The organism is Micromonospora pisi (assembly GCF_003633685.1).
GTDB lineage: Bacteria > Actinomycetota > Actinomycetes > Mycobacteriales > Micromonosporaceae > Micromonospora_G > Micromonospora_G pisi.
Window position 1 is genome coordinate 4,983,322 of sequence record NZ_RBKT01000001.1, and the last position, 20,856, is coordinate 5,004,177.

The following is a 20,856-nucleotide window of genomic DNA, read 5'->3' on the forward strand; positions in this document are numbered from 1 at the left end:
TGGCCGGTGGCCGCGAGTGAGGAGGGACCGAGTTGAGCACCTCATGGACGGGACGGTCGGGCGGCGGGGACCTGGATGGTCTTCTACGGCAGGCCGAGGAACAACAGCGGCGGCTGGCGGAGTTCCAGCAGCAGCGCGCTGAGCTCAAGCTGGCCGGGGAGAGCCCGGACGGACTGGTCCGGGTGACGGTCGACGGCGAGATGAAGGTCGGCGACATCGACATCAACGCGCGGGCGATGCGGCTGGACAGCTTCAGCCTCGCCGAGTCGCTCCAGGCCGCGATCGACGCGGCGTACGCGGCCTTCGCTGAGCGTACGAACGAGATGCTGGCGGAGACACTGGGCGGCGCCGACCTGGTCCGCCAGGCCGAGTCGGGGTCGCTCACACCGGAGGAGTGGTTCAAGCACTTCGGCGTCGACCTGGGCGATCCGTCGCGTCGGGCCCGGGGCTGAGCGGAGGGATGCCTGATGGCGAACAAGGTTGACGTCGACGCGATCCGCAAGGCCGGTCAGAAGCTCGGCGCGGCTGACGGTCCGATCGCCTACCTGCAGAACGTGCAGAAGCTGCTGGAGGGGGTGAAGCTCTCCGGGCAGGCGCTCACCTTCTTCGGAATGCCCACCGTCGAAGCGCACAACGATTCGGTGGACGGGCATGTGGACAACCTGAAAACCGGTATCGAGCACCTACGTTCCGCCGCCGCCCGGTTGGAACAGAGCGCCAAGAACTGGGAGAAGTCCGACCAGCCGTGGGTGGTCAAGTGAGGTCCTGCGAGAGGAGCGAGTGATGGCACCGGGGCCCGAGATCCTGATCGCGAACGCCGCCGGACAGGTCACCGGAACGCACAGTGTGGTGGCGCGCATGACGCCCGTACGGGCGCTGATAGCGGCCGCCCGGGGCAACATCGCCTGGGTCGTCGGTGCCGGCATCCTGCTCGGCGCGATCATCTACCTTGAGGCGTTCGACAACGACGAGGTCAACGAGTCCATCAAGGAGTGGGGCGACGCCGCCCGCCTGCTCGGTGCGGACCAGTTCGGCGCGGCGCTGGATGAGGTCATTCCGTCCAGCGACGAGTGGGACTTCGACGACCGGGACGCGTTCGAGGTTTTCATCCGCAAGCTCAAGGCCGAGGTCAACTCGCTGGCGGAGGCGTGCGCGGCCAACAAGGACGCGCTGACCTCGGCCCGCGACCAGTTCAACGCGACCGTCGACGCGCTCATCGACGTGCTCACCGCGATCCTCCTCGCGGTGATCGCCTCGATCGCGTTGCAGGCGTTCCCGCCCACCGCGCCGCTGGCCCAGGCGATCGGCATCGCCGGCCTGACCACCGCCATCGCGGTCGTCACGCTTGCCTTCGCTGACCTCGGTACGCTGTTCAGTGCCGTTGGCGGTGCCTTCCGGGCCAACGACCGCTTCGCTTTCGTCTCCGATTCGCGTCCCGGTTGGGCCGCCGTGGGCAGTGACCCGGGCATCAAGGACATCAAAATCGACTGGGTGAAGGATTCGAAGTTCTACCAGTAGAGGTCGGACTACGAAGAGGGTTGGTGGCTGACCATGTGGGCGTTCTGGCTCTTCATGTACTTCCTCGCGACGATTCCGACGATGCTCGTCCTTGGCCTGGTCTATCGGTTCACCCGTTCGATCCGCGTACAACGGGCGTCCGAGATCGTCGTACTCAGTGCCGGCATGGCGCTTCTGCCGCTGATGATCGAACGGGCGCTGGACAAGCCCGTCGTGTGGTTGGCGGTCGCCGTCCTGGCTGTCGTCGTGGTTGGTTGGGCCATCTTCATCGTCCGCAACTGGAACTCGAACCGTCCGAGCATGACGTAGCCGTCGGTGACCGATCGGTGCCTGACGATGGCTGGTCGTTCGGCCATCCATAGCGGATGGTGCGGACCGTTCGGATGAGGGCTGCGGTTGGTGGGAGGGGTGAGCTACCGTCTCATCCATGAGTGTCCGCCGGTGGGGTGCCCTAACTCCGCCGCGGGGGGCTGGCGCGGCAGACGGCCGCCACTAGTAGACGGAAGGGTGTGAAGCATGGCGTTCGAGGTCGAAGCTGGGAGCCTGCATACCGCCGCGAGTGACGTGCGGTCGACGCGCAGCGACGTCGACGGCGAGTTGAAGAAGCTCTGGAACGTGGTCGACGATCTGGCCATCGCCTGGAAGGGCGGTGCGTCCACCGGGTTCCAGGACCTGATGCAGCAGTGGAACCAGGACACCAGCAAGTTGCTGACGGCGATGGACAACATCGCCGACCTGCTCGACAAGTCGGGCACGACGCACCAGGTGAACGACGAAGAGCAGCAGCAGATGCTGAGTAAGTTCCACAACGCGCTCAACCCGTGACCGGCTGGCGAGAGCAGAGGGGCAAATCGTGACGATCAAGGTTACATACGAGGTCCTCGAGTCCAGCACCCGGCAGATGCAGGCCATCTCGGGGACCATCGACGAGAAGCTGGACACGCTCCGGCAGATGCTGTCGAAGCTGCAGTGGGAGGGTGAGGACCGGACCTCGTACGAGCAGCACCAGGCCCAGTGGGACACCGCCGTCCGGGACATCAACAAGATCCTGAACGACATCGGTGGTGCGGTCGGCATCGCGAAGGACAACTACGTCAGCACCGAAATGAGCAACTCCAAGATGTGGCACTGAGATAATCGCCCGGCGCGGCTCCGGTCCGGTTCGGCCGGACCGGAGCCGCGCTTGTCTCGGTGCCATGGGTTGACGATCGTTCTGGGGGAGCGATGCGTACGAGAACAGGTCTCCGCCCGGTACAACGGTCGGCGGCGGCGGCGCTGGTGCTGGTCGCAGCTGTCGGTGTCGGTCCGCTGGTCGCCGTGGGTCCGGCCCACGCTGACACCGTGCGTGGCCTTCAGTGGTATCTCGACGCGCTGCGCATCCCGGAGGCTCACAAGATCAGCAAGGGTGCCGGCGTCACCGTTGCCGTGATCGACACGGGAGTGGACGTGTCCCACCCGGACCTCAAGGGTCAGGTGGTGGCCGGCCACGGACTCGGGTCGGACGCCGCGCCCGACGGGCGCCGCGACTCCGGCGTGGATGGTCACGGCACGGCGATGGCGGGCCTGATCGCCGGACGCGGCGGCGGGCAGAACCGCGCCCTGGGCATCGCGCCGGCCGTGAAGATCCTCCCTGTCTCCACCGGCTCCGACTTCGGCGACGGCGAGTTGGCCACGGCGATCCGCTGGGCGGCCGACGCTGGCGCCGACGTGATCAACATGTCGCTCGGGGCGAACGGCCCAGCCAGCGAGGAGGAGCAGGCGGCCGTGCGCTACGCGCTGGAGAAGGACGCTGTCCTGGTCGCGGCGACCGGCAACCTGGAGCAGGGCTCGCTGGGAGTGTCGTCACCCGGCAACATCCCCGGCGTCATCGCTGTCTCCGGATTGAGCAAGGACGGACTGTTCTCCCCCAAGTCGGTGCGAGGACCCGAAGTGACGCTCGCCGCTCCGATGGACGACGTGATCACGCCACGACCCGTCTCGGTGTCGAAGAACGGTTACGGCGTGGCGAGCGGTACGAGTGACTCCGCTGCGATCGTTTCCGGTGTTGCCGCGCTGGTCCGCTCGAAGTATCCGGACCTGAACGCCGCGAACGTGGTCAACCGTCTGGTCCGAACGGCCAAGGACGAGGGCGCGTCCGGTCGCGACGACCTGTACGGCTTCGGTGCCGTGGATCCGGTCGCCGCGTTGACCCGCCAGGTGCCGAACGTCGACGCGAACCCCCTGGTCGCCGCCGCGCCGCCCGCGCCGGCCGACAACCCGCAGGCGGAGGCGGACGACGGCCCAGCGGTCTCGATCGGTGTGTCGAACAAGGTCGGGGCGATCGTCCAGGTGGCGCTCTGCCTGCTGGTGGTGGTCGGACTGGTCGTATTCCTGGTCGTCCGGAGCCGACGGTCGGCGCGGCGACGGCGAGCGCTTGTCGACGTGGGGGTTGGCGCGGCTCCGCCCGGCCCCGGTTGGGGTGCGGCTCCCGGTCAGCCACCGGCGGGACAGGCACCGTACCTGGGACAGGCACCTCACCCGGGGCAGGGAGCAGCACCGGCGTACCCGCCGTATCCGGCAGCCCCCTCCGGGCACCCGCCGTATCCCCCGGCGGCGCCGTACCCCGGACAGCCGGGACCGATGCGGCCGGGCAGCGGCTCACCGCCGGATCACGGGACGCGTCAGTAGCAGAAGGCCATCAGCAAGTTCACGGGGAGGACACGGATGAGTGAGGACAGGACCGACCAGCCCGAGCGACTCAGGGTGGACGTCCCGTACCACCCGGTCGGCTACGAGTTGGACAACGTCGGCCGCGCCCAGGTCCCCTCGGACCTGGTCGCCGGGCCGAACGAGGCCGGGGTCAAGACCGAATGGGATGCCTCCAGCCTCGACTCGGCCATTCGGTGGCTGGACGCGCACGCCACCTACCTCAACCGGCTGCGCCACGAAATGACCGATCTCCAGGACATGATGGGTGGAGCTGCGGCTGCCGGCGAGGGGGGCAGGGGTCCGCTCGGCGGGTTCGTGTGGGCCAATCGGCTGGCCGCGCAGCACAAATCCGTCTACGACGGGATGGAGCAGGGAATTCATTCGTTGGCGACGAACCTCGAGGAAGCCGTCGCGGCGCTCCGTCAGGTCAAGGAGAACTACGAGACGGCGGAAGAGGTCAACCGGATGACCGCCATCGACATGCAGAAGATCTTCGCCGACGTCGCCCGCGGCGCCCAGAGCCAGTAGAGGGGAATGGCAGATGGAGCCGACCTGGGAAGAGATGTGCCAGCACGTCGTCATCGACGGCCGGCCCGGCGATGTTGCCAGCGTCGCCCTCGGCTGGCAGGAGCTGCTCAAGAATCTCCGCAGCGTCAAGGAAAGCCTCGAAACAAACGTCAAGGACCTCGGGACGACCTGGAAGGGCGAGGCGTACGAGTCGTTCAAGACACGTATCGACGGGCACGCCAAAGTCATCGGCGGATTGCTAGAGGATGCCGAAAAGGGTGACGGTATCGTCCTGGCACTGAACAACGCCGCGGACCGGCTGAGTGAAGCGCAGCGGGAGTTCCCGATCCCCGCCACCTGCTTCAACGACATGTTGGAAGCCAGGAACGCGAAACTGACCATTCCTTTCGGCTTCTTCGAAGCGAAGGTCGCCCCCGATTTCCTCGGCTGGTTGGATCCGGTCAGCGCGGTAATGGACTGGATCAACGACCGTTCCGAGGAGGCGGCCCGGGTCTACAACCAGGTGACCGACGACTACCAGGACCAGGCGCCGACCATGCCCGGCGAGGTGCGGCGGGTCACCACCCTGACCCCGACGCCGGAACCTCCCAAACTCGACGACGGTCGCGGCACCAACGGCAAACTGCCGGACACCAGCAAGATCGGGGATGTTGGCAAGATCGATAGTTCGATCGGCAAGCCGGACATCCGTACCGACGTACCCGAACCAAAAATCGACCGGCCGGACACGAGTATCACCAAGCCTGACCTGGGCGATGGTTACTCGAAGCCGGGCACCATCGACGGCAGCCTGCCGGGGCAGGGCTCCCTGCCGGGGACCGGTGGCGTCGACCCGGAGTTCGGCTCGGGTCTGGCCGGCGCGGGTTCCCCCGGGCTCGGCTCCGGCGGCGGACTGCCCAGCACCTCCGGCCTGGGCGGCGCCGGCCTGGCCGGTGGCGGTGGGGCCGGAGCGGGTTCAATCCCGGGTGGTGGCGCTCTCGGCAAGCCGGTTACGCCGATGATGCCGCCGATGATGGGTGGCGGTGCCGCCGCAGGCGGCAAGGGCGCCGGTGGACGAGGTGCCGGTGGTCGTCTCGGTGCCGGTGGTCGCCTCGGCGGTGCCGGTGGTGGCATGGGCGGAATGGCGGGAGGCATGCCGGGCGGCGCTGCCGGTGGCCGTGGCGGAGGCCGAGGTGCGGGCGGAGCCGGCACCGGACCGCGCGGTGCCGGAGCTGGCCGGGGTGGTCTCGTCGGCGGCCCAGGTGGTGGAGGCGCGGGCTATGGCGAGGAAGAGGCGCCGCGCAACACCTGGCTCGAAGAGGACGACGACGTCTGGGGCACCGGCGGCGACGGTGCGCCGGGCGTGCTGAACTGATCCGCTGACCGCTGCCACCGCCCCAGGGCGGTGGCAGCGGATTCCGACGTCGCGCGTACGGCGAGGGTGTTCAGGCCGGGTACGGCGATGTTCAGCCCGCCGTCGGCCCGGGACGCGACGGCTCCGGAGCGTCGGCCTGCCGTCGGCCTGGCTGCCAACCCCGCGCCCGACCCATCCTCGTGATCGGACGGACCAGCAACAGCAGGACGGCGAGGACCGCGCCGAGGACGGCGACCCAGATCGCCACCGCCCGGTCGTCGCCCCACGGATCCTGCTCGGCAGGCGGAACCGCCATCGCACCGAGCGGCGGATTGGTACGGGTCCCGAGCAGCTCCGTCGCCGCCCGGTACGGGTTCACCATGCCGTACCCGACGTCCGCGTTACGCCCGTCGGGCGGGTTGTCGGCAGTCTTGGTCAGTCGGTCGGCGACCGCGGCCGCGGTCAGATCGGGAGCGAGGGCGCGGACCAGCGCCGCCGAGCCGGAGACGTACGCGGCCGCGAAACTGGTGCCGCCCTCCGGGATCGTCAGGTAACCGGTGCCACGCGGAGCGGGACCCACGATGTTGAGGCCCGGCCCGGCGATGTCCACGTAGTCGCCGCTGACCGAGGTGCCGACGTGCCCACCCTGTTCGTCCAGGCCGGCAACGGCGATGACACCCGGGTACCCAGCCGGATAGGCGGGCTGGTTCCGTTGCTGTTGCTGCTGGTTGCCGGCGGCGGCAACCAGCACGACCTGCTTCGAGAGGGCGTACTTGATCGCCTCCTCCAGCTCCGGCCGGGGCAGGGTCTCCAGCGAAAGGTTGATTACCTTCGCGCCCTGGTCAACGGCCCAGCGGATCGCCTCGGCGATGCGCAGCGGCAGATTCGGGTCGTTGGTCCGCTTGCTGTCTGGCAGCACACGGATCGGCAAGATCCGGGCCGATGGCGCGACGCCGTTGAACGGCGCGCCGCTCCCTACCTTGCCGGCGATGATGCCGGCGATGACGGTGCCGTGCCCGGCCAGGTCGCACTGCCCCTGCTGCTGGGGAAGGTCACCAAAGTCGCGGCCCGGCAGGACCTGTCCGCGCAGCAGAGGATGGTTGGCGGAGACACCGGAATCGATGACGGCCACGGTCACGCCACCGCCACGCGTAAGCCGCCAGGCAGCCGCCGGATCCACCCTGTTCATCGCCCACGGCGCAGCCGTCAGGGCGGTGCCGGTAGGGCCGCACTCCGGGGCCGCGAGGGCGGGTGCCGGGGGCACGACGACCATGGCGGTGAGTGCCGCGACCGCTCCACAAAGCACGCCGCGGACCGTGCGGCGGGCCAACCCGGCGGCTTTTGGCCCGCGGCCGGGCCGGCGAGTCCCAGGACGTTCGTACACCCGGTCAGGCTACCGCTGCGGAGGCAAGCGTGACGACCAGTGGAGTTGCCACGGCCAACCTTGTTCAGGGCAGGATTGTGGACGGTTACGGCCCTCCGGGCAAAGAACCGTGCCGGCGGGTGTGACTGTTACGGGCGACCGGGACGGCGACCACCAGATAAAGTCGGCTGGTCATCGCAGCGGCCATGGGGAGAGATGAATGATCGGGCACCGTACGGGTCTCCGTCGGGCTGTCGTCGCCCTCGCGGCCGTGATACCGCTCGGCGTCGTCGTCGGGGCACCGGCGCCCGCACTCGCCGACGTGCCACCGCTCCAGAAGCAGTGGCACCTGGACGCGTTGCGAATCAAAGAGGTTCACCGGGTCTCCACCGGTGCCGGAGTGGTCGTCGCGGTGGTCGACACCGGCGTGTACGCGGACCACCCCGACCTCGCCGGCCAGGTGCTCGACGGCAAGCGGATGATCGGCACCGACGACAAGGGCAAGGTCGACGAGCGCAACCACGGCACCGGAGTGGCGGGTCTGATCGCGGCGCGGGGAGGCGGAGCTGGGCACGCCCTCGGCATCGCTCCGGGCGCGAAGATCCTGCCGGTGACGATCGCGACGAACACCTTCGCCGGCAGCAACATGCCCGACGGCATCCGCTACGCGGTCGACCACGGCGCCAAAGTGATCAACCTGTCCAACGGTGGCCCGACCACCAGCCCGGACCTCGACGAAGCGGTTCGGTACGCCCAGTCCAAGGACGTGGTCGTGGTCGCCGCCGCCGGCAACACCGCCCAGGGGGACACCGGGGTGCTCTATCCGGCCCGGCTGCCCGGAGTGATCGCGGTCGCCGCGACCGACCGGCAGGGCGCCGCCTGGTCGGGAAGCGTGCGCGGTGAGCAGATAGCCATTGCCGCCCCCGGAGCGGATGTCTCGACCACCGCCGGTCGCTGGCCGGACCTGCGCGAGGGCGGCTACCTCACGGTGGAGGGCGGCACCAGTGCCGCCACCGCCGTGGTGAGCGGGGCGGCGGCACTGATCCGGGCGAAGTATCCCGAGGCGAGCGCCGCCCAGGTCGTCGATCGCCTGGTGAAGACCGCCGTCGACGCCGGCCCGCCGGGTCGGGACAGCGAGTACGGCTTCGGTCGGCTGGACCTGGTCAAGGCGTTGACCACGGATTTGGCGCCGGTGGATGCGAACCCGCTGGGTGCGATGCCGGCGGCAGAGGCCGCGGACGAGAACACCGTCGAAGGGTCCGGTTTCGATTTCGGACCGCTGGTCGCCGTGGCGGGCGCTCTGGTGCTGCTGGTGTTCGTCGTGGTGCTGGTAGTGGTCGTACTCGTCAACAGGCGCGGACGGGGTCCCGCCCACCACTGACGGTGGGAGGCTTGCCGCGAGTCGTGTGCCTGGTGAGAAGCGTGCCGTGACGACGGCACGTTGAACGACGTGAGCCCGAGGAAGGTCTGGGGCGGGCAGTCAGCCGGCGGCGAGGGATTGCCCGTGTGCGGGGTCCGCCTTCGGCAAGGGGTGCCGAACCCTGCCTGACCAGTGCTGGCAACAAGCCGGTACGACCGCCATGAGCAGCGCGATCGGGTGATGCGGTAGTCACCGCGCGACAACCGCGCGAAGAAGTGACGGGGACCACATCCGAATCTCCGAACTTCCCGTGCGCCCTTGCATCCTGCCGACGTGAACGCGTTGACGGTGGAACCTGAGCGCTGGGAGTCGGCGTGGACTCTGCGTCCGGTCCGGTGCCGGACGAGGTCATCCCAGGGGGTTCGAGCTCGCCGCTCCCAGTGGCAGGACGTTGTCGATCTCGGCATCGAATCGAATCGCCACCTGGCTGGCGCTCGCTGTCGACAGACGCATCCACAGGTCCACGTCGTTGCACATAGCAGGTTCTCGGCATCCGGACGGGCCTGCTGAAGCCAGTAACCCTGCCTTCAGCAACCAACAGTGAGAGGTTTCCATGACGGAGAACGATTCGACCGCGAAGGCTGCACTCGCTTTTCAGTCGGGCATTGAAGAGTTGGCGGCGACAATTCCCGGCTCCTACCGTGAGAGAGGGGCGAATGGCACGCTGCTTGCCCTGACGCACGCCATGGTTCCAGCCCTCAATCCCATCCTCAGTGCCGCCGCCAAGCCTGATTCCGCGGAGATCGTCGCCCTGGCGGAGGTTGCCGAGCGGGAATCCGGACAGGCGCCCTGGAGCATCCGGTTCCGCGGTGAACCGGATGAGGAGATCGCGCGGACGGCCACGCGGTACGGCTTGACGACCACCTCACGGCAACCGTTCATGATCGTGTCGCTTGAGGGGTACGGTCCGGCGCGGCCAGAGCCCACCACCGAGGTCAAGGTACGCCGCTTGTCGGGGGACGAATCCGACATCTTCGCCGCCGTGCTCAGCGCGGGATTCGGGGCGCCGCCAGAGATGATCTCCGCCATCTACACGCCGAAGGTGTTGGATAATCCCAGCATCTCCGCCTACGTCGCCGAAAACGACCGGGGTGACGCTGTGTCGGCCGGAGTCGCCTTCCTCAACGACCAGTACCTCGGGCTGGCCAACATCTCAACGGTTCCCGAGTTCCAGCGTCAAGGCTACGGACGCGCCCTCACCGAGGCGATCCTCCGCGATGGTCACACGGCGGGTGCCCATGCCGCATACCTCCACGCGAGTGAGTTGTCCCTGCCCTTCTTCGAGAGCGTCGGGTTCAGCACGAAGGAGTATTGGACGATGCTCAGCGCCTTCTGAGAGGTCCGCAGGACTTCGAACGATTACGTGGGGCGGCCAGACGCACCCGGCTCATGTCCCCAGCACCACAGGGTGTGCGCCACGTCGGCAGGCTAGGAGCCGCCACCGGTCCCGCGTGTCGGCCAGTGAAGCCAAGGGGGCCGGGAGGACCTCGTACGGTCGGTCCTCCCGGCCCCCGGCTCGATCATTCTCAGGTCGTGCCCGTCGAGTGGCCGTCGCAGTACATCCACCGCGACGGCAACGAGGTCGTCGTCCGCTCATCGCTTAGGCATACACGTGCTATGGCGGGCATTCTTCCTCCTGCTCCCGTCGCACCTCGGTCACCACCTTCCGGGAGCTGCGGACCGGGCAGACGCGACCGTGACACCGATTAGATGATCTTCGGGTGGGTTTCGGTGTGATCCGCAGGTGGCGCTGCCAGCGGTGACAGGTTTTGCGGGTCCCTGTCGCCCGCCGGCCGCCGCTGCTAGGTACCCTGTACCCTCGCGCCCTCGTAGCTCAGGGGATAGAGCATCGGTTTCCTAACAACGATCCGATAAATCGCTGTTGCCGAACAACCTGCATATTCGAAGCCCATATCGCATATTCGTGGGCAACGATGGTCGTTGCGTGCTCTATTGCAACAGGTCGACGATGTCCTGTGCTGTGCCCAACTCGCTCGACGCCATGGTCTGGAATTTCGGGAGTCGATCAAGCCTGCCTGATGGTGCTAGTGGATCACATTGCCGACTCGTCGTCGGCGTCGTAGGGCCACGTCCATTGAAATCGAGGCGGTCCTCGACGAGTTCGCCGAGCAGGCCCGCGCCCGGGCCCAGGGAGTGCTGCGCACCGTCACGAAGCTAGAGATTTATCGATGGTCCACCGGGGCCTTTTGAAAAAGACTCCGGCACCCAAACCCGGCCGCTATGGTCGAGACGGCGACACCAGGTCTCGGCTGATCGTCTGGGAAATGAAACGCGTGCGCGGTGGCAGGCCACCCGGCGATATCCCCGGCCCGGTCATAGTCTCAACCGACGACCAGCTCGCCGACTTCCTCGACGGCACCACCGTCGAAGCGCTGGCCTGGGCCACGGTGCCGTCATCAACGCCCTCGAAGCCTGCGTCGACATCAAGGTCGTCCGAACAACGCGGCCATTCCACCACTACTCTGACCCGCGGAACCTCCCAGAGCGCGTCGCCAAGATCTTGCACCATGAAGCCGCCGAACGCATCCGCGTCGCATGCCAACGCGCCGCCTGAGCTGGCAGCAGTCGCAGGCCATCCGTCCGGTGGTTCCGGATGCCGCCATCGCCGCTCACACTGATGAGCCGGGAGGTCACGATGTCAGGGAAGTACCATCCGCTGACCGCGGCTTTGAGTGCGGCGTCCGCACGGGGCCAGCAGGACGTCGAGCTCGACTTCGACGCGATCGCGGACCTGATCGCAGGCCTGCCACCCTCGGCCGGCCTGCGGCAGTGGTGGGCGAACACCGACCACCCGCAGGCCCGCGCCTGGCGTGCCGCGGGCTACCGGGTGCAGCAGGTCCACCTCGACCGGCGCCGGGTCCGCTTCAGCCGGCTACCAGCGTCGGCCGCCAGCCGGCACGACATCACGCCGCCTCAGGCCCACTCGGCCGCTGTGGCGGGGCCGCCGGCCGTGGTCGGGTCACCGGTCGACGTCCGGGTCCGACTGCGATGGACCGACGCGGGCAGCGTGGTGCTCGACGGTACCGGGAAACCGGCCTTCCCTCGTGCGGCCGCCTCGCACGGCCTCTACCGGCTCATCTTCAGCGGTCCCGGAACCCGGATCTACATCGGCGAGAGTGAGAACCTGCATCGCCGGCTGTCTAACAACTATCGCAACCCCGGGCCCAGCCAGCAGACGAGCCTGCGGATCAACGCCCTGCTGCGCGAACACCTCACCGCAGGCGGGACCGTCTCGCTGGCCGTGGCGACGGCCGCCACCGTGGTGGTCGACGAGCAGGAGCGGCCCCTGGATCTGACGTTCAAGGCGGGCCGGTTGCTGGCCGAGAGTGCCGCCCTCGTTGCGGCCAGGATGGCCGGCGACGCGCAGATCGTAAACCTCGGATGACCCTCCCGGCGGACCCGCAGCGACTTGCCACCCTGCTCGGCGCGCTCGACGACTACCGGCAGGCTCGCCGGGCGCTGCTGACGGCCCTACGCCTGCCGGCGTCGAACCGCGACCCGCTCGCCGAGCTCAGTGAGCATCTGGTCCAAGCCCTGCTCGGCGGCGAACTCGCCCCCAGCCGCGTGCAGGCGCACTGGGACCTCACCCTGCCCGACCATGCCAGGGTCCAGATCAAGTACCTAGTGCTTTGACCACCAACGTTCGCGGGGTTGGTTAGGCGGCTTTCGTGGTCGGGTGGCCCCAGCGGTGTTGGCGTTCGCTGCGGACGCGTGCGCGTTCGCGGCGTTGGGCGGCGAGGACGTCGGGGTGGCGGGCGTTGGCGTTGCGCCAGCTCAGGTATTGGTGCAGGTGGTGGCGCAGCGCGATGTGGTTTTGGTGGTCGGATCCGGCGATCACGAACGTTCGTAGCGGCCCGAAGTGGGCTTCGATCGGGTTGGCCCAGGATGCGTAGGTCGGGGTGAAGCACAACTCGACCTTGTTGCGGGTGGCCCAGGCTCGGATCTTGTGGCCTTTGTGCGCGGACAGGTTGTCGAGGATGACGTAGATCGGTGCGCCATCCGGTCTGGCGGCGCGGATCGACCTGAGCGCGGACAGGGTGTTGGCCGCGGACTTCCGTTCGCGCACGGCGCCCCACATGGTGTCGTCACCGATGGAGTAGCAGCCGTGGAACTGCCGGACGCCGTGCAGCTTGTGATAGTTCGCCGGTAGCCGGTGAGGGTGGTTCTTGGGATGCCAGTCGGAGCCTGCCTGCGGGCGGATCGTCAACGGCCCGAACTCGTCGAATGCGAAGCAGCGCTGCGGGAAGTTTTCCATGATGTGTTCGATGCGGGCGAGTTTCGCCTCTCGGTGCGGGTCGTTCGACTCTTTCCAGGTCTTCGTCCGTTGGAAGGTGATCTCGTGTTTGCGTAGGAGCTGCCGCAGCCGCTCACGGCCGATCTGCACCCTCCGCTCGGGGTTGTCGGCGAGGTAGTCGGCGAGTTTCCGGATGCTCCAGCGGGTGAACGGTTGCCGCAGCGCGGTCGGGCGGGTGTTGGCCGTCGCGACGATGAACTGCTCGTCGGTCTCATTGATCCGGCGGGGACGGCCACCCGCCCACTGAGGGTCCAGGCTGGGCATGCCCATCTGGTTGAACCGGTGGATGACCTGCCGGACGGAGTCCTCGTCGGCCTGGACCAGGCGGGCGATCACCGGCACGCTGTTGCCGCCGGCCGAGGCCAGTACGACCAGCGCCCTGCGTAGCCGGACCGTTGACCCGGTCCCGCGACGGACCAGGCGTTGCAGCTTCTGGCCTTCTTGATCACTTAATCGGCGTACTCGAACAGGTTCTGCCACCCCGACAGCCTTGACCCACACCGGGTCCGCGCCACGGACCCGCCCGGCGTGTCACCCAACCCGGCCAACGTTGGTGGTCACGGCACTAGCCAACCCTGACGGCAGGTGGGTGAACGAGCACGTCGTGCGCGCCCACCCCGACGTCGCCTTCTACGCGCTGGTGCTGTTCGAGGCGCTCACCTCTGCACTCCAACGAGTACCCCGACAACCGGTGTGCTGATCCTGCCCACCGCGCAGCTGGGCGCGGTCCATCTCGAGCTGGGCAAACGGCACCTGCGCGGCGACGCCGAGCTGCAGCTGACCCGACGCAACTGGCAGACGATGCGTGACGAGCCCGCGCGGTTCCGCGCACTCGGGGTGCGAATCTGGCTCCCGTAGGGCGTCCCGTCGCCCGGAATGCCGCTTATGGTGTGCCATTTCCGACCTAGTGCCGTGACCGAGAAGGTTTGAAGTGTTGGGGTCTGGCTGCCCGGGCGGCGGGTTTACCCCAGCGTCGTTGGCATTCGCTGCGGATGCGAACGCATTCGCGGCGTTGGGCGGCCAGGACGTCGGGGTGACGGGCGTTGGCGTCTGCGCCAGCACAGTTAGTTGTGCAGGTGACGGGCCTACACCGCTACGACAAAACGCTCAGTGTGCGCCCGAGGCCGAACACGATCAAAAGTTACATAACCTATTATCTGGGATATAGACGTCGCGCTAACATGGCCCGACGGCGGTGCGCCAAGCGCTGCCGCGGTGTCCAAAGCTGTAGTCTTGCGGCACCGCAATAGGCCCGTGCCGGGTACTACAGGAGACTTGAGTGACCCAGATGACCGCCGTGGAGTTGCCGGCAAAGTCGCGGCTACGAGTCAAAGCTCACGGCGAGGTGTTCACCCCGCGTCGAATGGTCGACCAGATGCTCGACCTGGTCCACGATGACCTGGAGGACGGGCCGGGCTTCGTCGATAAGACGCTCATCGAACCAGCGGCGGGCGATAGTAACTGTCTCGTTGCGCTCCTCCAGCGGAAGCTCCAGGAAATTGACAGGCAGTATCAGCGGGATCGCTGGGCTCACGAGTCTCTGTTCGCCCTTGCCTCGATCTATGGAATCAAGTCACTGGAGCACAACCATCAGGACGCCAAGGATACAATGCATGAGGATTTTCTGCATTTCTGCGCGAGTCGCGGCTTCACATGCGGTCCTCACATAATGGTCGGCGACGTCGGTCGAGCCACGAGCGGCGCCAGGATCCCGTTCCGACCGACTTGGTCACATCAATCACCCGCTGACGTGTTCGAGGGTGGTGTCGTCTGAGTGCGCATCATCGATAACCTCAACGAGCTCCTCGGTGATGATTTGAAGGCGTCAATTGGGCGTGGCTCGAAGCTCCGCATCGCAGCTAGCACGTTCTCAATCTTCGCGTTCGAGGCGCTGAAGCATGAGCTGCAGTCGATCAAGGAGCTGGAGTTTATTTTCACCGCGCCGTCCTTTACGGCCACGAAGATTACCGATAAGCCTGCGCTGGAGAAGCGGCAATTCTTCATCCCGAACGACAAGAGCCGGGATGCTGCGCTGTATGGCAGTGAGTTCGAGATTCGTCTGCGCAACAAACTGACTCAGCGGGCCATCGCGCGCGAGTGCGCGGAGTGGGTCCGGCAGAAAGTCAAATTCCGCTCGAACTGCACCGGCGCACCCATGCAGTCATTTGCGCTGATCGACGACTCCGCCGCGTATGCCCCCCTTCAGGGGTTCACGACCGCTGACCTTGGTTACGAGCCCGGGCCTGCTGTCTCAAACATGGTGCACAAGATCGAAGACGCGTCGTTCACGCGTCAATACGTCCAGCTCTTCGATCAGATCTGGCACAACACTGAAAAGCTTGATGACGTTACGGAGGCGGTGCAGGACCACATCGCCAGCGTATATGCGGAAAACTCGCCGCAGCGAGTGTATTTTTTGATCCTCTACAACCTGTTCAGCGAGTTCCTCGAAGGCATCAACGAAGATGTGCTCCCCAACGACCTGACGGGCTACCAGAACACCGAGGCCTGGAGGGCGTTGTACAACTTCCAAAAAGACGCGGCGACCGGCGTGATCAACAAACTGGAGACCTACAACGGCTGCATCCTGGCCGACAGCGTGGGCTTGGGGAAGACGTTCACGGCGCTGGCCGTGATCAAGTATTACGAGCTGCGCAACAAGACCGTGCTCGTGCTGGCGCCGAAGAAGCTCGCCGACAACTGGACAACCTACAACAGTAACTACACGACTAACATCTTCGCGAAAGACCGATTCAACTACGACGTGCTCGCCCACACCGATCTGTCCCGAGACGGCGGCGAGTCGCTGGGCAAGCGGCTGGACCTTGTCAACTGGGGCAACTACGACCTCGTCGTGATCGACGAGTCGCACAACTTCCGCAACGCCGACTACGTCCAGGAGCGCGAAACCCGATACCAGAGGCTGATGCGCAAGGTCATCCGCGAGGGCGTGAAGACCAAGTTGCTGATGCTATCGGCGACGCCCGTGAACAACCGCTTCAACGACCTACGCAACCAGCTCGCGCTGGCCTACGAGGGCGACTCGGCGCAGCTCGCGGCGAAGCTGAACATCGAGGTCTCCATCGAGGAGGTGTTCCGGCAGGCGCAGCGCGTCTTCAATGAATGGAGCGACCTGCCGCCGGATGACCGCACGACCGAGGCGATCCTGGCCAGGCTCGACTTCGACTTCTTCGAGCTGCTCGACGCAGTTACCATTGCCCGCTCCCGCAAGCACATTCAGGCGTTCTACGACACCACCGACATCGGTGCGTTCCCCGAGCGGCTCAAGCCGGTCTCGCTGCGCCCGCCGCTGACCGACCTGACGGACACGCCGACGTTCAACGAGATCTTCGAGCAGCTCCAGCTTCTCACCCTCGCCGTGTACACGCCGCTGGCATATGTGTTCCCGAGCCGGCGCGACAAGTACGAGCAGCTCTACGGGGCAAGCTCGGGACAGAACTACATGGGCGGGCAGACCGCGAACCTCGGCGCCGCCAGCCGCGAGCAGGGCATCCGCAAACTCATGACGGTGAACCTCCTCAAGCGGTTGGAGTCCAGCGTCGAGGCGTTCCGCCTCACCCTGAACCGGCTGGAGGGCACAGTCACCGAGGCGATCGAGGCCATTGACAACCACGCGGCGAACATCGGTAACATCGTCTCTTCTTTCGTCGACGCCGACGATGACGACTTCGAGTTCCCCACCAGCGGAACGGTCGGCCGCAAGGTGCAGATCGAACTGACCGACATGGATGTCGAGTCGTGGAGCCGTGACCTTGTCAGCGACGGCAGGGTCATCCGGCAGCTCTTAGCCTCAATTAGCGGCATCACCCCCGAGCACGACTCGAAGCTCGGCGCGCTGCGCGATCTGATCGCGAGCAAATTCGCCCAGCCGCTGAACCCCGGCAACCGCAAGGTGCTGATCTTCTCCGCGTTCGCCGACACCGCCGAGTACCTCTACGCGAACCTCGCCCCGGCCCTCAAGCATCAAGGCCACGACTCCGCGATTGTCACCGGCCAACGCAATCCGTCCACCACGGTCGGAAAGGGCTACGGCTTCCAGCAGGCTCTGACCCTGTTCTCGCCAAGGTCGAAGCAGCGTCACCTCGTCATGCCGCGAGAGAGCGGCGAGATCGACGTGCTCATCGGCACCGACTGCATCAGTGAGGGCCAGAACCTCCAGGATTGTGATTTCTTGGTCAACTACGACATACACTGGAATCCGGTTCGGATTATCCAGCGATTCGGCCGCATCGATCGCATCGGTTCGACCAATGACCGCATCCAGCTCGTGAACTTCTGGCCAGACATCTCGCTGGACGAGTACATCAACCTCAAGGAGCGCGTCGAGAGCCGGATGGTCATCGCCGACCTCGCCGCGACTGCCGACGACAACGTGCTCACCCAGGAGACGAGCGACGCAGCGTTTCGGAAAGAGCAGCTTCGCAAGCTCCAGGACGAGGTGATCGAACTCGAAGACGTCCGCACCGGGGTTTCGATCACCGACCTAGGCTTGAACGACTTCCGCATGGACCTGCTCGGGTACACCAAGGAGTACGGCGACTTGGCCGGCACCCCGAAGGGTCTGCACGCTGTCGTACCCGCGGACCGCGACAAAGGGCTGAAACCTGGTGCGCTCTTCGTGCTGCGCAACATCAACGCCGATGAGCGGCTCAACCGAGGCAACCGCCTGCACCCTTACTATCTCGTCTATCTCGACGACCGGGGGCAGGTCATAGCCGATCACACCGAGGTCAAGCACCTGCTCGACCTTATCCGGGCCGGATGCCGCCACCGTGACCAACCCGCTTGGGAGGTATGCCGCATCTTCAACGCGGTGACGCGCGACGGCGCTGATATGGGCCACTACAGCCATCTGCTCACGGAGGCGATCCGCTCCATGATTGATGTCACCGACGAACGTGATGTCGACAGTCTCTTCAGCCCCGGACACACCACCGCCCTTGTGCAGACCATCGCGGGGCTCGACGACTTCGAGCTGATCGCCTTCCTCGCCATCGTCGAGGAGCCCGCCGATGGTTGAGCCTGTCGAGGCCAAGCCGGCTCTATTCCGGTGGCCACCAGTTGCAGCCTTCGGCCGCACCGTGCCGAAGACGAAGTTCTACGAGCATGGCAAGGTCCGCACCGCCCTGCGCGAGAAGTTCATCGAAGATGTCCATCGCATCACCTGGGCGTACAAGCTCGCCGAGGGCACTATCCGCCTGCGCGGTACGGCCGCTGTCCCGGAGATCCAGGTTTTCGCTGTGGAGACTAAGGGCGCGGATGTGCCGGACGATGTTCTTAGCGCGATTGACAAGACGATCCATTTCCCAGTCATCTTTGAAGTCGCCAGCGGTGGCCGGGTGCGAACGGTCGCCGCCCAGAAGTCTCTCAGCGGCAAGAGCCCGACTGTCGGCACGTACTTCACCACCGACTGGCAGTTGGTCGACGCCCCGCGTCGCCAGCTGCCCACCGCGCTCGACCTGCCGAGCCTGTACGAGGCTATCCTCAGCGCGCTGTTGCCGGTGGACAGGCGCGCCGGGGAGACAGTGTCGGAGGCCATCGAGAGACTGGGTCGCGCGCGCAAGCTCCAGCGTGAGATTGCCGGGCTGGCACGGAAGTTGCGTGCCGAGCCACAACTCAACCGCAAGATCGAAGTGCGCCGGCAGATCAACGAACGGACCACGGCGTTGACTTCGTTCACCGATCCCGCGCCGAGCAACGAGGAATGACTGTGGACAAGCTCAAGATGCACTCGCCGGACCTTTCTCAGCACAATATCGACGCGATCGCCGAGTTGTTTCCTACTGTCGTCATCGAGACCGTTGACGCGGAGGGCAACCCACGCCGCGCGGTGGACCTCGACGCGCTCCGCCAGGAACTCTCCGACCACGTCGTCGAGGGTCCGCAGGAGCGCTACCAGCTGGACTGGCCCGGCAAACGAGCCGCCGCGTTCGCCGCCAACGCTCCGATTGCCAAGACGCTGCGCCCTGTGCGTGAGGAGTCGGTCGACTTTGACACGACAAAGAACCTTTTCATCGAGGGTGACAACTTGGAGGCGCTCAAGCTGCTCCAGGAGTCCTACCTCGGCAAGGTCAATCTGATCTACATCGACCCGCCCTACAACACCGGTAACGACTTCGTCTACGAAGACGACCTCGCCGAGTCGAGTGCCGACTACCTCGCGCGCTCGGGCCAGAAGTCAGAGACCGGCGACCGCCTCGTCGCGAACACCGAGGCGAACGGCCGGTTCCACTCCGACTGGCTGAGCATGATGTACTCCCGGCTGAAGCTGGCGCGTGGCTTGCTGACCGACGACGGGGTCATGATCGTTGCCATCAGCGACCACGAGCATGCGAACCTCCGCCTGCTTCTCGACCAGGTGCTCGGGTCGGAGAACTTCATCGCGAATGTGACGTGGCAGGGCAGTGGGAAGAACGACGCGCGCTACACAGCGGGTGGCGTGGACTACATGCTCATTTATGCCAGGAACGAGCGTTTGCTTCGTTCTCTCGACACTCGCTGGAAAGAACCCAAGCCTGGGATTAACCAAGTCGAAGCGGTCGGGCGCCGTGCCTGGGAGCAGTCGGGGGGTGACCCCGCGAAGGCGACCACCATCTTCCGCAGCGGAGTTAGGGCGATTAGGGCTGATTTAGAGCCAGCGGTGTTCCGGTACGACCAGATCGACGACGAAGGTCGGGTCTTCCAGGCGGATAACATGACAAGCCCAAACCCTCGCCCCAACCTCATGTACGAGTTGACGCATCCGGAGACCGGAAAGGCCGTCCCGACGCCGACAAACGGCTGGCGCTACTCGCGGGAGACGATAGACGAACTAATGGCTCAAGGCCGTGTCCTCTTCGGGCCTGACGAGACAACCTCGCCGCGTCTTAAGAGGTTTCTAGCGGAGCAAAGCGATCGCGTTCCGTACCCGACCTTCACGCAGGCACGCATGCCGGGTTCCAAGAAGCTCGAGGACCTTCTGGGCGCCGATGTTTTCGACTATCCGAAGGACACCGCTGTTCTGGCCCGTTGGATCGGCGCGATCACCCGAGATAATCCGGATGCAGTCGTCCTCGACTTCTTCGCCGGCTCCGGTTCGACTGGCCATGCAGTCATGGAGATTAACGCGGCGGATGGCGGGCATCGCCGATACCTCCTCGTGCAGCTCGATGAGGCGGTTGACCACCCTGACTACGGCTCCATCGCCGACATCGCCCGTGAGCGCCTCCGACGCGCCGGTGCGCAGGTAAAGCAGGGGGGAGGGTTCTTGGGGTCCGACCTCGACGTCGGCTTTCGGTCCCTGCGCGTTGCCACAACCAACATGGCTGACACGCGCACGACCGCGGACGACCTGGTGCAGTACGCGCTGACCGAGGCCGTCGGCAGCGTGAAGCCCGGCCGCACCGACGAAGACCTTCTCTTCCAAGTACTCCTCGATTGGGGGCTCGACCTCGCCGAGCCGATTACGGTCGAAGAGGTCGCAGGGCGACGTGTGTTTTCCGTCGCCGAAGACGCTCTGATTGCATATCTTTCGGGCGAGGTGACCGACGCCGTCGTGCAGGAGATCGCCAAACGCCACCCACTCCGCGCCGTGTTCCTGGACGCAGGATTCGCAAGCGATGCCGCGCGCATCAACGCTGAGCAGATTTTCCGCGAAGTTTCACCCGAGACCGAGGTAAGGGCGATCTGAC

Annotated in this window: 20 protein-coding genes; 18 read left to right on the forward strand and 2 right to left on the reverse strand. The window is 66.0% G+C overall.

Features of this window, described 5'->3' with window-relative positions; all coding sequences use genetic code 11:
- The first annotated feature begins 32 nt into the window (after positions 1–32).
- The 9 genes from BDK92_RS21205 (at position 33) to BDK92_RS21245 (ending at position 6,088) form a co-directional block, all read left to right on the forward strand.
- Positions 33–452 carry a YbaB/EbfC family nucleoid-associated protein gene (locus tag BDK92_RS21205; protein WP_211349321.1) on the forward strand — a complete coding sequence of 140 codons (420 nt, stop codon included), beginning with the start codon at positions 33–35 and terminating at the stop codon, positions 450–452.
- Between the two features lie 15 nt (positions 453–467).
- A complete protein-coding gene (locus tag BDK92_RS21210; RefSeq protein ID WP_121158292.1) occupies positions 468–761 on the forward strand; it encodes a hypothetical protein in 294 nt (97 codons plus the stop codon).
- 22 nt (positions 762–783) lie between these two features.
- Positions 784–1,518, forward strand: coding sequence for a hypothetical protein (locus BDK92_RS21215; RefSeq protein ID WP_121162449.1), 735 nt, complete (start codon positions 784–786; stop codon positions 1,516–1,518).
- Positions 1,519–1,551: 33 nt separating this feature from the next.
- On the forward strand, positions 1,552–1,827 hold the full coding sequence (locus BDK92_RS21220; RefSeq protein ID WP_121158293.1) for a hypothetical protein: 276 nt from the start codon (positions 1,552–1,554) through the stop codon (positions 1,825–1,827).
- A gap of 207 nt (positions 1,828–2,034) precedes the next feature.
- Positions 2,035–2,343, forward strand: coding sequence for a WXG100 family type VII secretion target (locus BDK92_RS21225; RefSeq protein ID WP_121158294.1), 309 nt, complete (start codon positions 2,035–2,037; stop codon positions 2,341–2,343).
- A 28-nt stretch (positions 2,344–2,371) separates the two neighbouring features.
- Positions 2,372–2,650 (forward strand): WXG100 family type VII secretion target, encoded by a 279-nt coding sequence (locus tag BDK92_RS21230; RefSeq protein WP_121158295.1) that lies wholly within the window; start codon positions 2,372–2,374, stop codon positions 2,648–2,650.
- A 209-nt stretch (positions 2,651–2,859) separates the two neighbouring features.
- Positions 2,860–4,185, forward strand: coding sequence for a type VII secretion-associated serine protease mycosin (gene mycP / locus BDK92_RS21235; RefSeq protein WP_170208642.1), 1,326 nt, complete (start codon positions 2,860–2,862; stop codon positions 4,183–4,185).
- Between the two features lie 36 nt (positions 4,186–4,221).
- On the forward strand, positions 4,222–4,734 hold the full coding sequence (locus tag BDK92_RS21240; protein WP_121158297.1) for a hypothetical protein: 513 nt from the start codon (positions 4,222–4,224) through the stop codon (positions 4,732–4,734).
- 13 nt (positions 4,735–4,747) lie between these two features.
- Positions 4,748–6,088 (forward strand): WXG100 family type VII secretion target, encoded by a 1,341-nt coding sequence (locus BDK92_RS21245; protein ID WP_121158298.1) that lies wholly within the window; start codon positions 4,748–4,750, stop codon positions 6,086–6,088.
- Between the two features lie 91 nt (positions 6,089–6,179).
- Here BDK92_RS21245 and mycP (BDK92_RS21250) read toward each other — a convergent pair whose 3' ends face one another.
- The gene (mycP, locus tag BDK92_RS21250; RefSeq protein WP_121162450.1) at positions 6,180–7,340 is read right to left on the reverse strand and encodes a type VII secretion-associated serine protease mycosin; all 1,161 of its coding nucleotides are present in this window, start codon (positions 7,338–7,340) and stop codon (positions 6,180–6,182) included.
- Positions 7,341–7,650: 310 nt separating this feature from the next.
- On the opposite strand from mycP (BDK92_RS21250), the gene mycP (BDK92_RS21255) reads away from it, so the two are divergent.
- The 4 genes from mycP (BDK92_RS21255) (at position 7,651) to BDK92_RS21270 (ending at position 12,504) form a co-directional block, all read left to right on the forward strand.
- Positions 7,651–8,811 carry a type VII secretion-associated serine protease mycosin gene (gene mycP / locus BDK92_RS21255; protein ID WP_121158299.1) on the forward strand — a complete coding sequence of 387 codons (1,161 nt, stop codon included), beginning with the start codon at positions 7,651–7,653 and terminating at the stop codon, positions 8,809–8,811.
- 592 nt (positions 8,812–9,403) lie between these two features.
- Positions 9,404–10,186, forward strand: a complete 783-nt coding sequence (locus BDK92_RS21260; RefSeq protein WP_121158300.1) for a GNAT family N-acetyltransferase — start codon at positions 9,404–9,406, stop codon at positions 10,184–10,186.
- Between the two features lie 1,320 nt (positions 10,187–11,506).
- Positions 11,507–12,256 (forward strand): DUF7662 domain-containing protein, encoded by a 750-nt coding sequence (locus BDK92_RS21265; RefSeq protein ID WP_147457071.1) that lies wholly within the window; start codon positions 11,507–11,509, stop codon positions 12,254–12,256.
- Positions 12,253–12,504, forward strand: coding sequence for a hypothetical protein (locus tag BDK92_RS21270; protein WP_121158302.1), 252 nt, complete (start codon positions 12,253–12,255; stop codon positions 12,502–12,504). The genes BDK92_RS21265 and BDK92_RS21270 overlap by 4 nt, the downstream gene beginning before the upstream one ends.
- A gap of 22 nt (positions 12,505–12,526) precedes the next feature.
- Here BDK92_RS21270 and BDK92_RS21275 read toward each other — a convergent pair whose 3' ends face one another.
- Positions 12,527–13,645 (reverse strand): IS630 family transposase, encoded by a 1,119-nt coding sequence (locus tag BDK92_RS21275; protein ID WP_246017164.1) that lies wholly within the window; start codon positions 13,643–13,645, stop codon positions 12,527–12,529.
- A 213-nt stretch (positions 13,646–13,858) separates the two neighbouring features.
- Here BDK92_RS21275 and BDK92_RS39100 point away from each other — a divergent pair, with 213 nt between their 5' ends.
- The 5 genes from BDK92_RS39100 to BDK92_RS21295 all read left to right on the forward strand — a co-directional run bounded on the left by BDK92_RS39100 (position 13,859) and on the right by BDK92_RS21295 (position 20,855).
- Positions 13,859–14,023 (forward strand): hypothetical protein, encoded by a 165-nt coding sequence (locus BDK92_RS39100; protein ID WP_170208643.1) that lies wholly within the window; start codon positions 13,859–13,861, stop codon positions 14,021–14,023.
- 421 nt (positions 14,024–14,444) lie between these two features.
- The gene (locus BDK92_RS21280) at positions 14,445–14,939 is read left to right on the forward strand and encodes a hypothetical protein (RefSeq protein WP_147457072.1); all 495 of its coding nucleotides are present in this window, start codon (positions 14,445–14,447) and stop codon (positions 14,937–14,939) included.
- Positions 14,940–18,206 carry a helicase-related protein gene (locus BDK92_RS21285; protein ID WP_121158304.1) on the forward strand — a complete coding sequence of 1,089 codons (3,267 nt, stop codon included), beginning with the start codon at positions 14,940–14,942 and terminating at the stop codon, positions 18,204–18,206.
- Positions 18,199–18,894 carry a DUF4391 domain-containing protein gene (locus BDK92_RS21290; protein WP_121158305.1) on the forward strand — a complete coding sequence of 232 codons (696 nt, stop codon included), beginning with the start codon at positions 18,199–18,201 and terminating at the stop codon, positions 18,892–18,894. The genes BDK92_RS21285 and BDK92_RS21290 overlap by 8 nt, the downstream gene beginning before the upstream one ends.
- 2 nt (positions 18,895–18,896) lie before the next feature.
- Positions 18,897–20,855, forward strand: coding sequence for a site-specific DNA-methyltransferase (locus tag BDK92_RS21295; RefSeq protein ID WP_211349322.1), 1,959 nt, complete (start codon positions 18,897–18,899; stop codon positions 20,853–20,855).
- The last annotated feature ends 1 nt before the right edge of the window (position 20,856 follow it).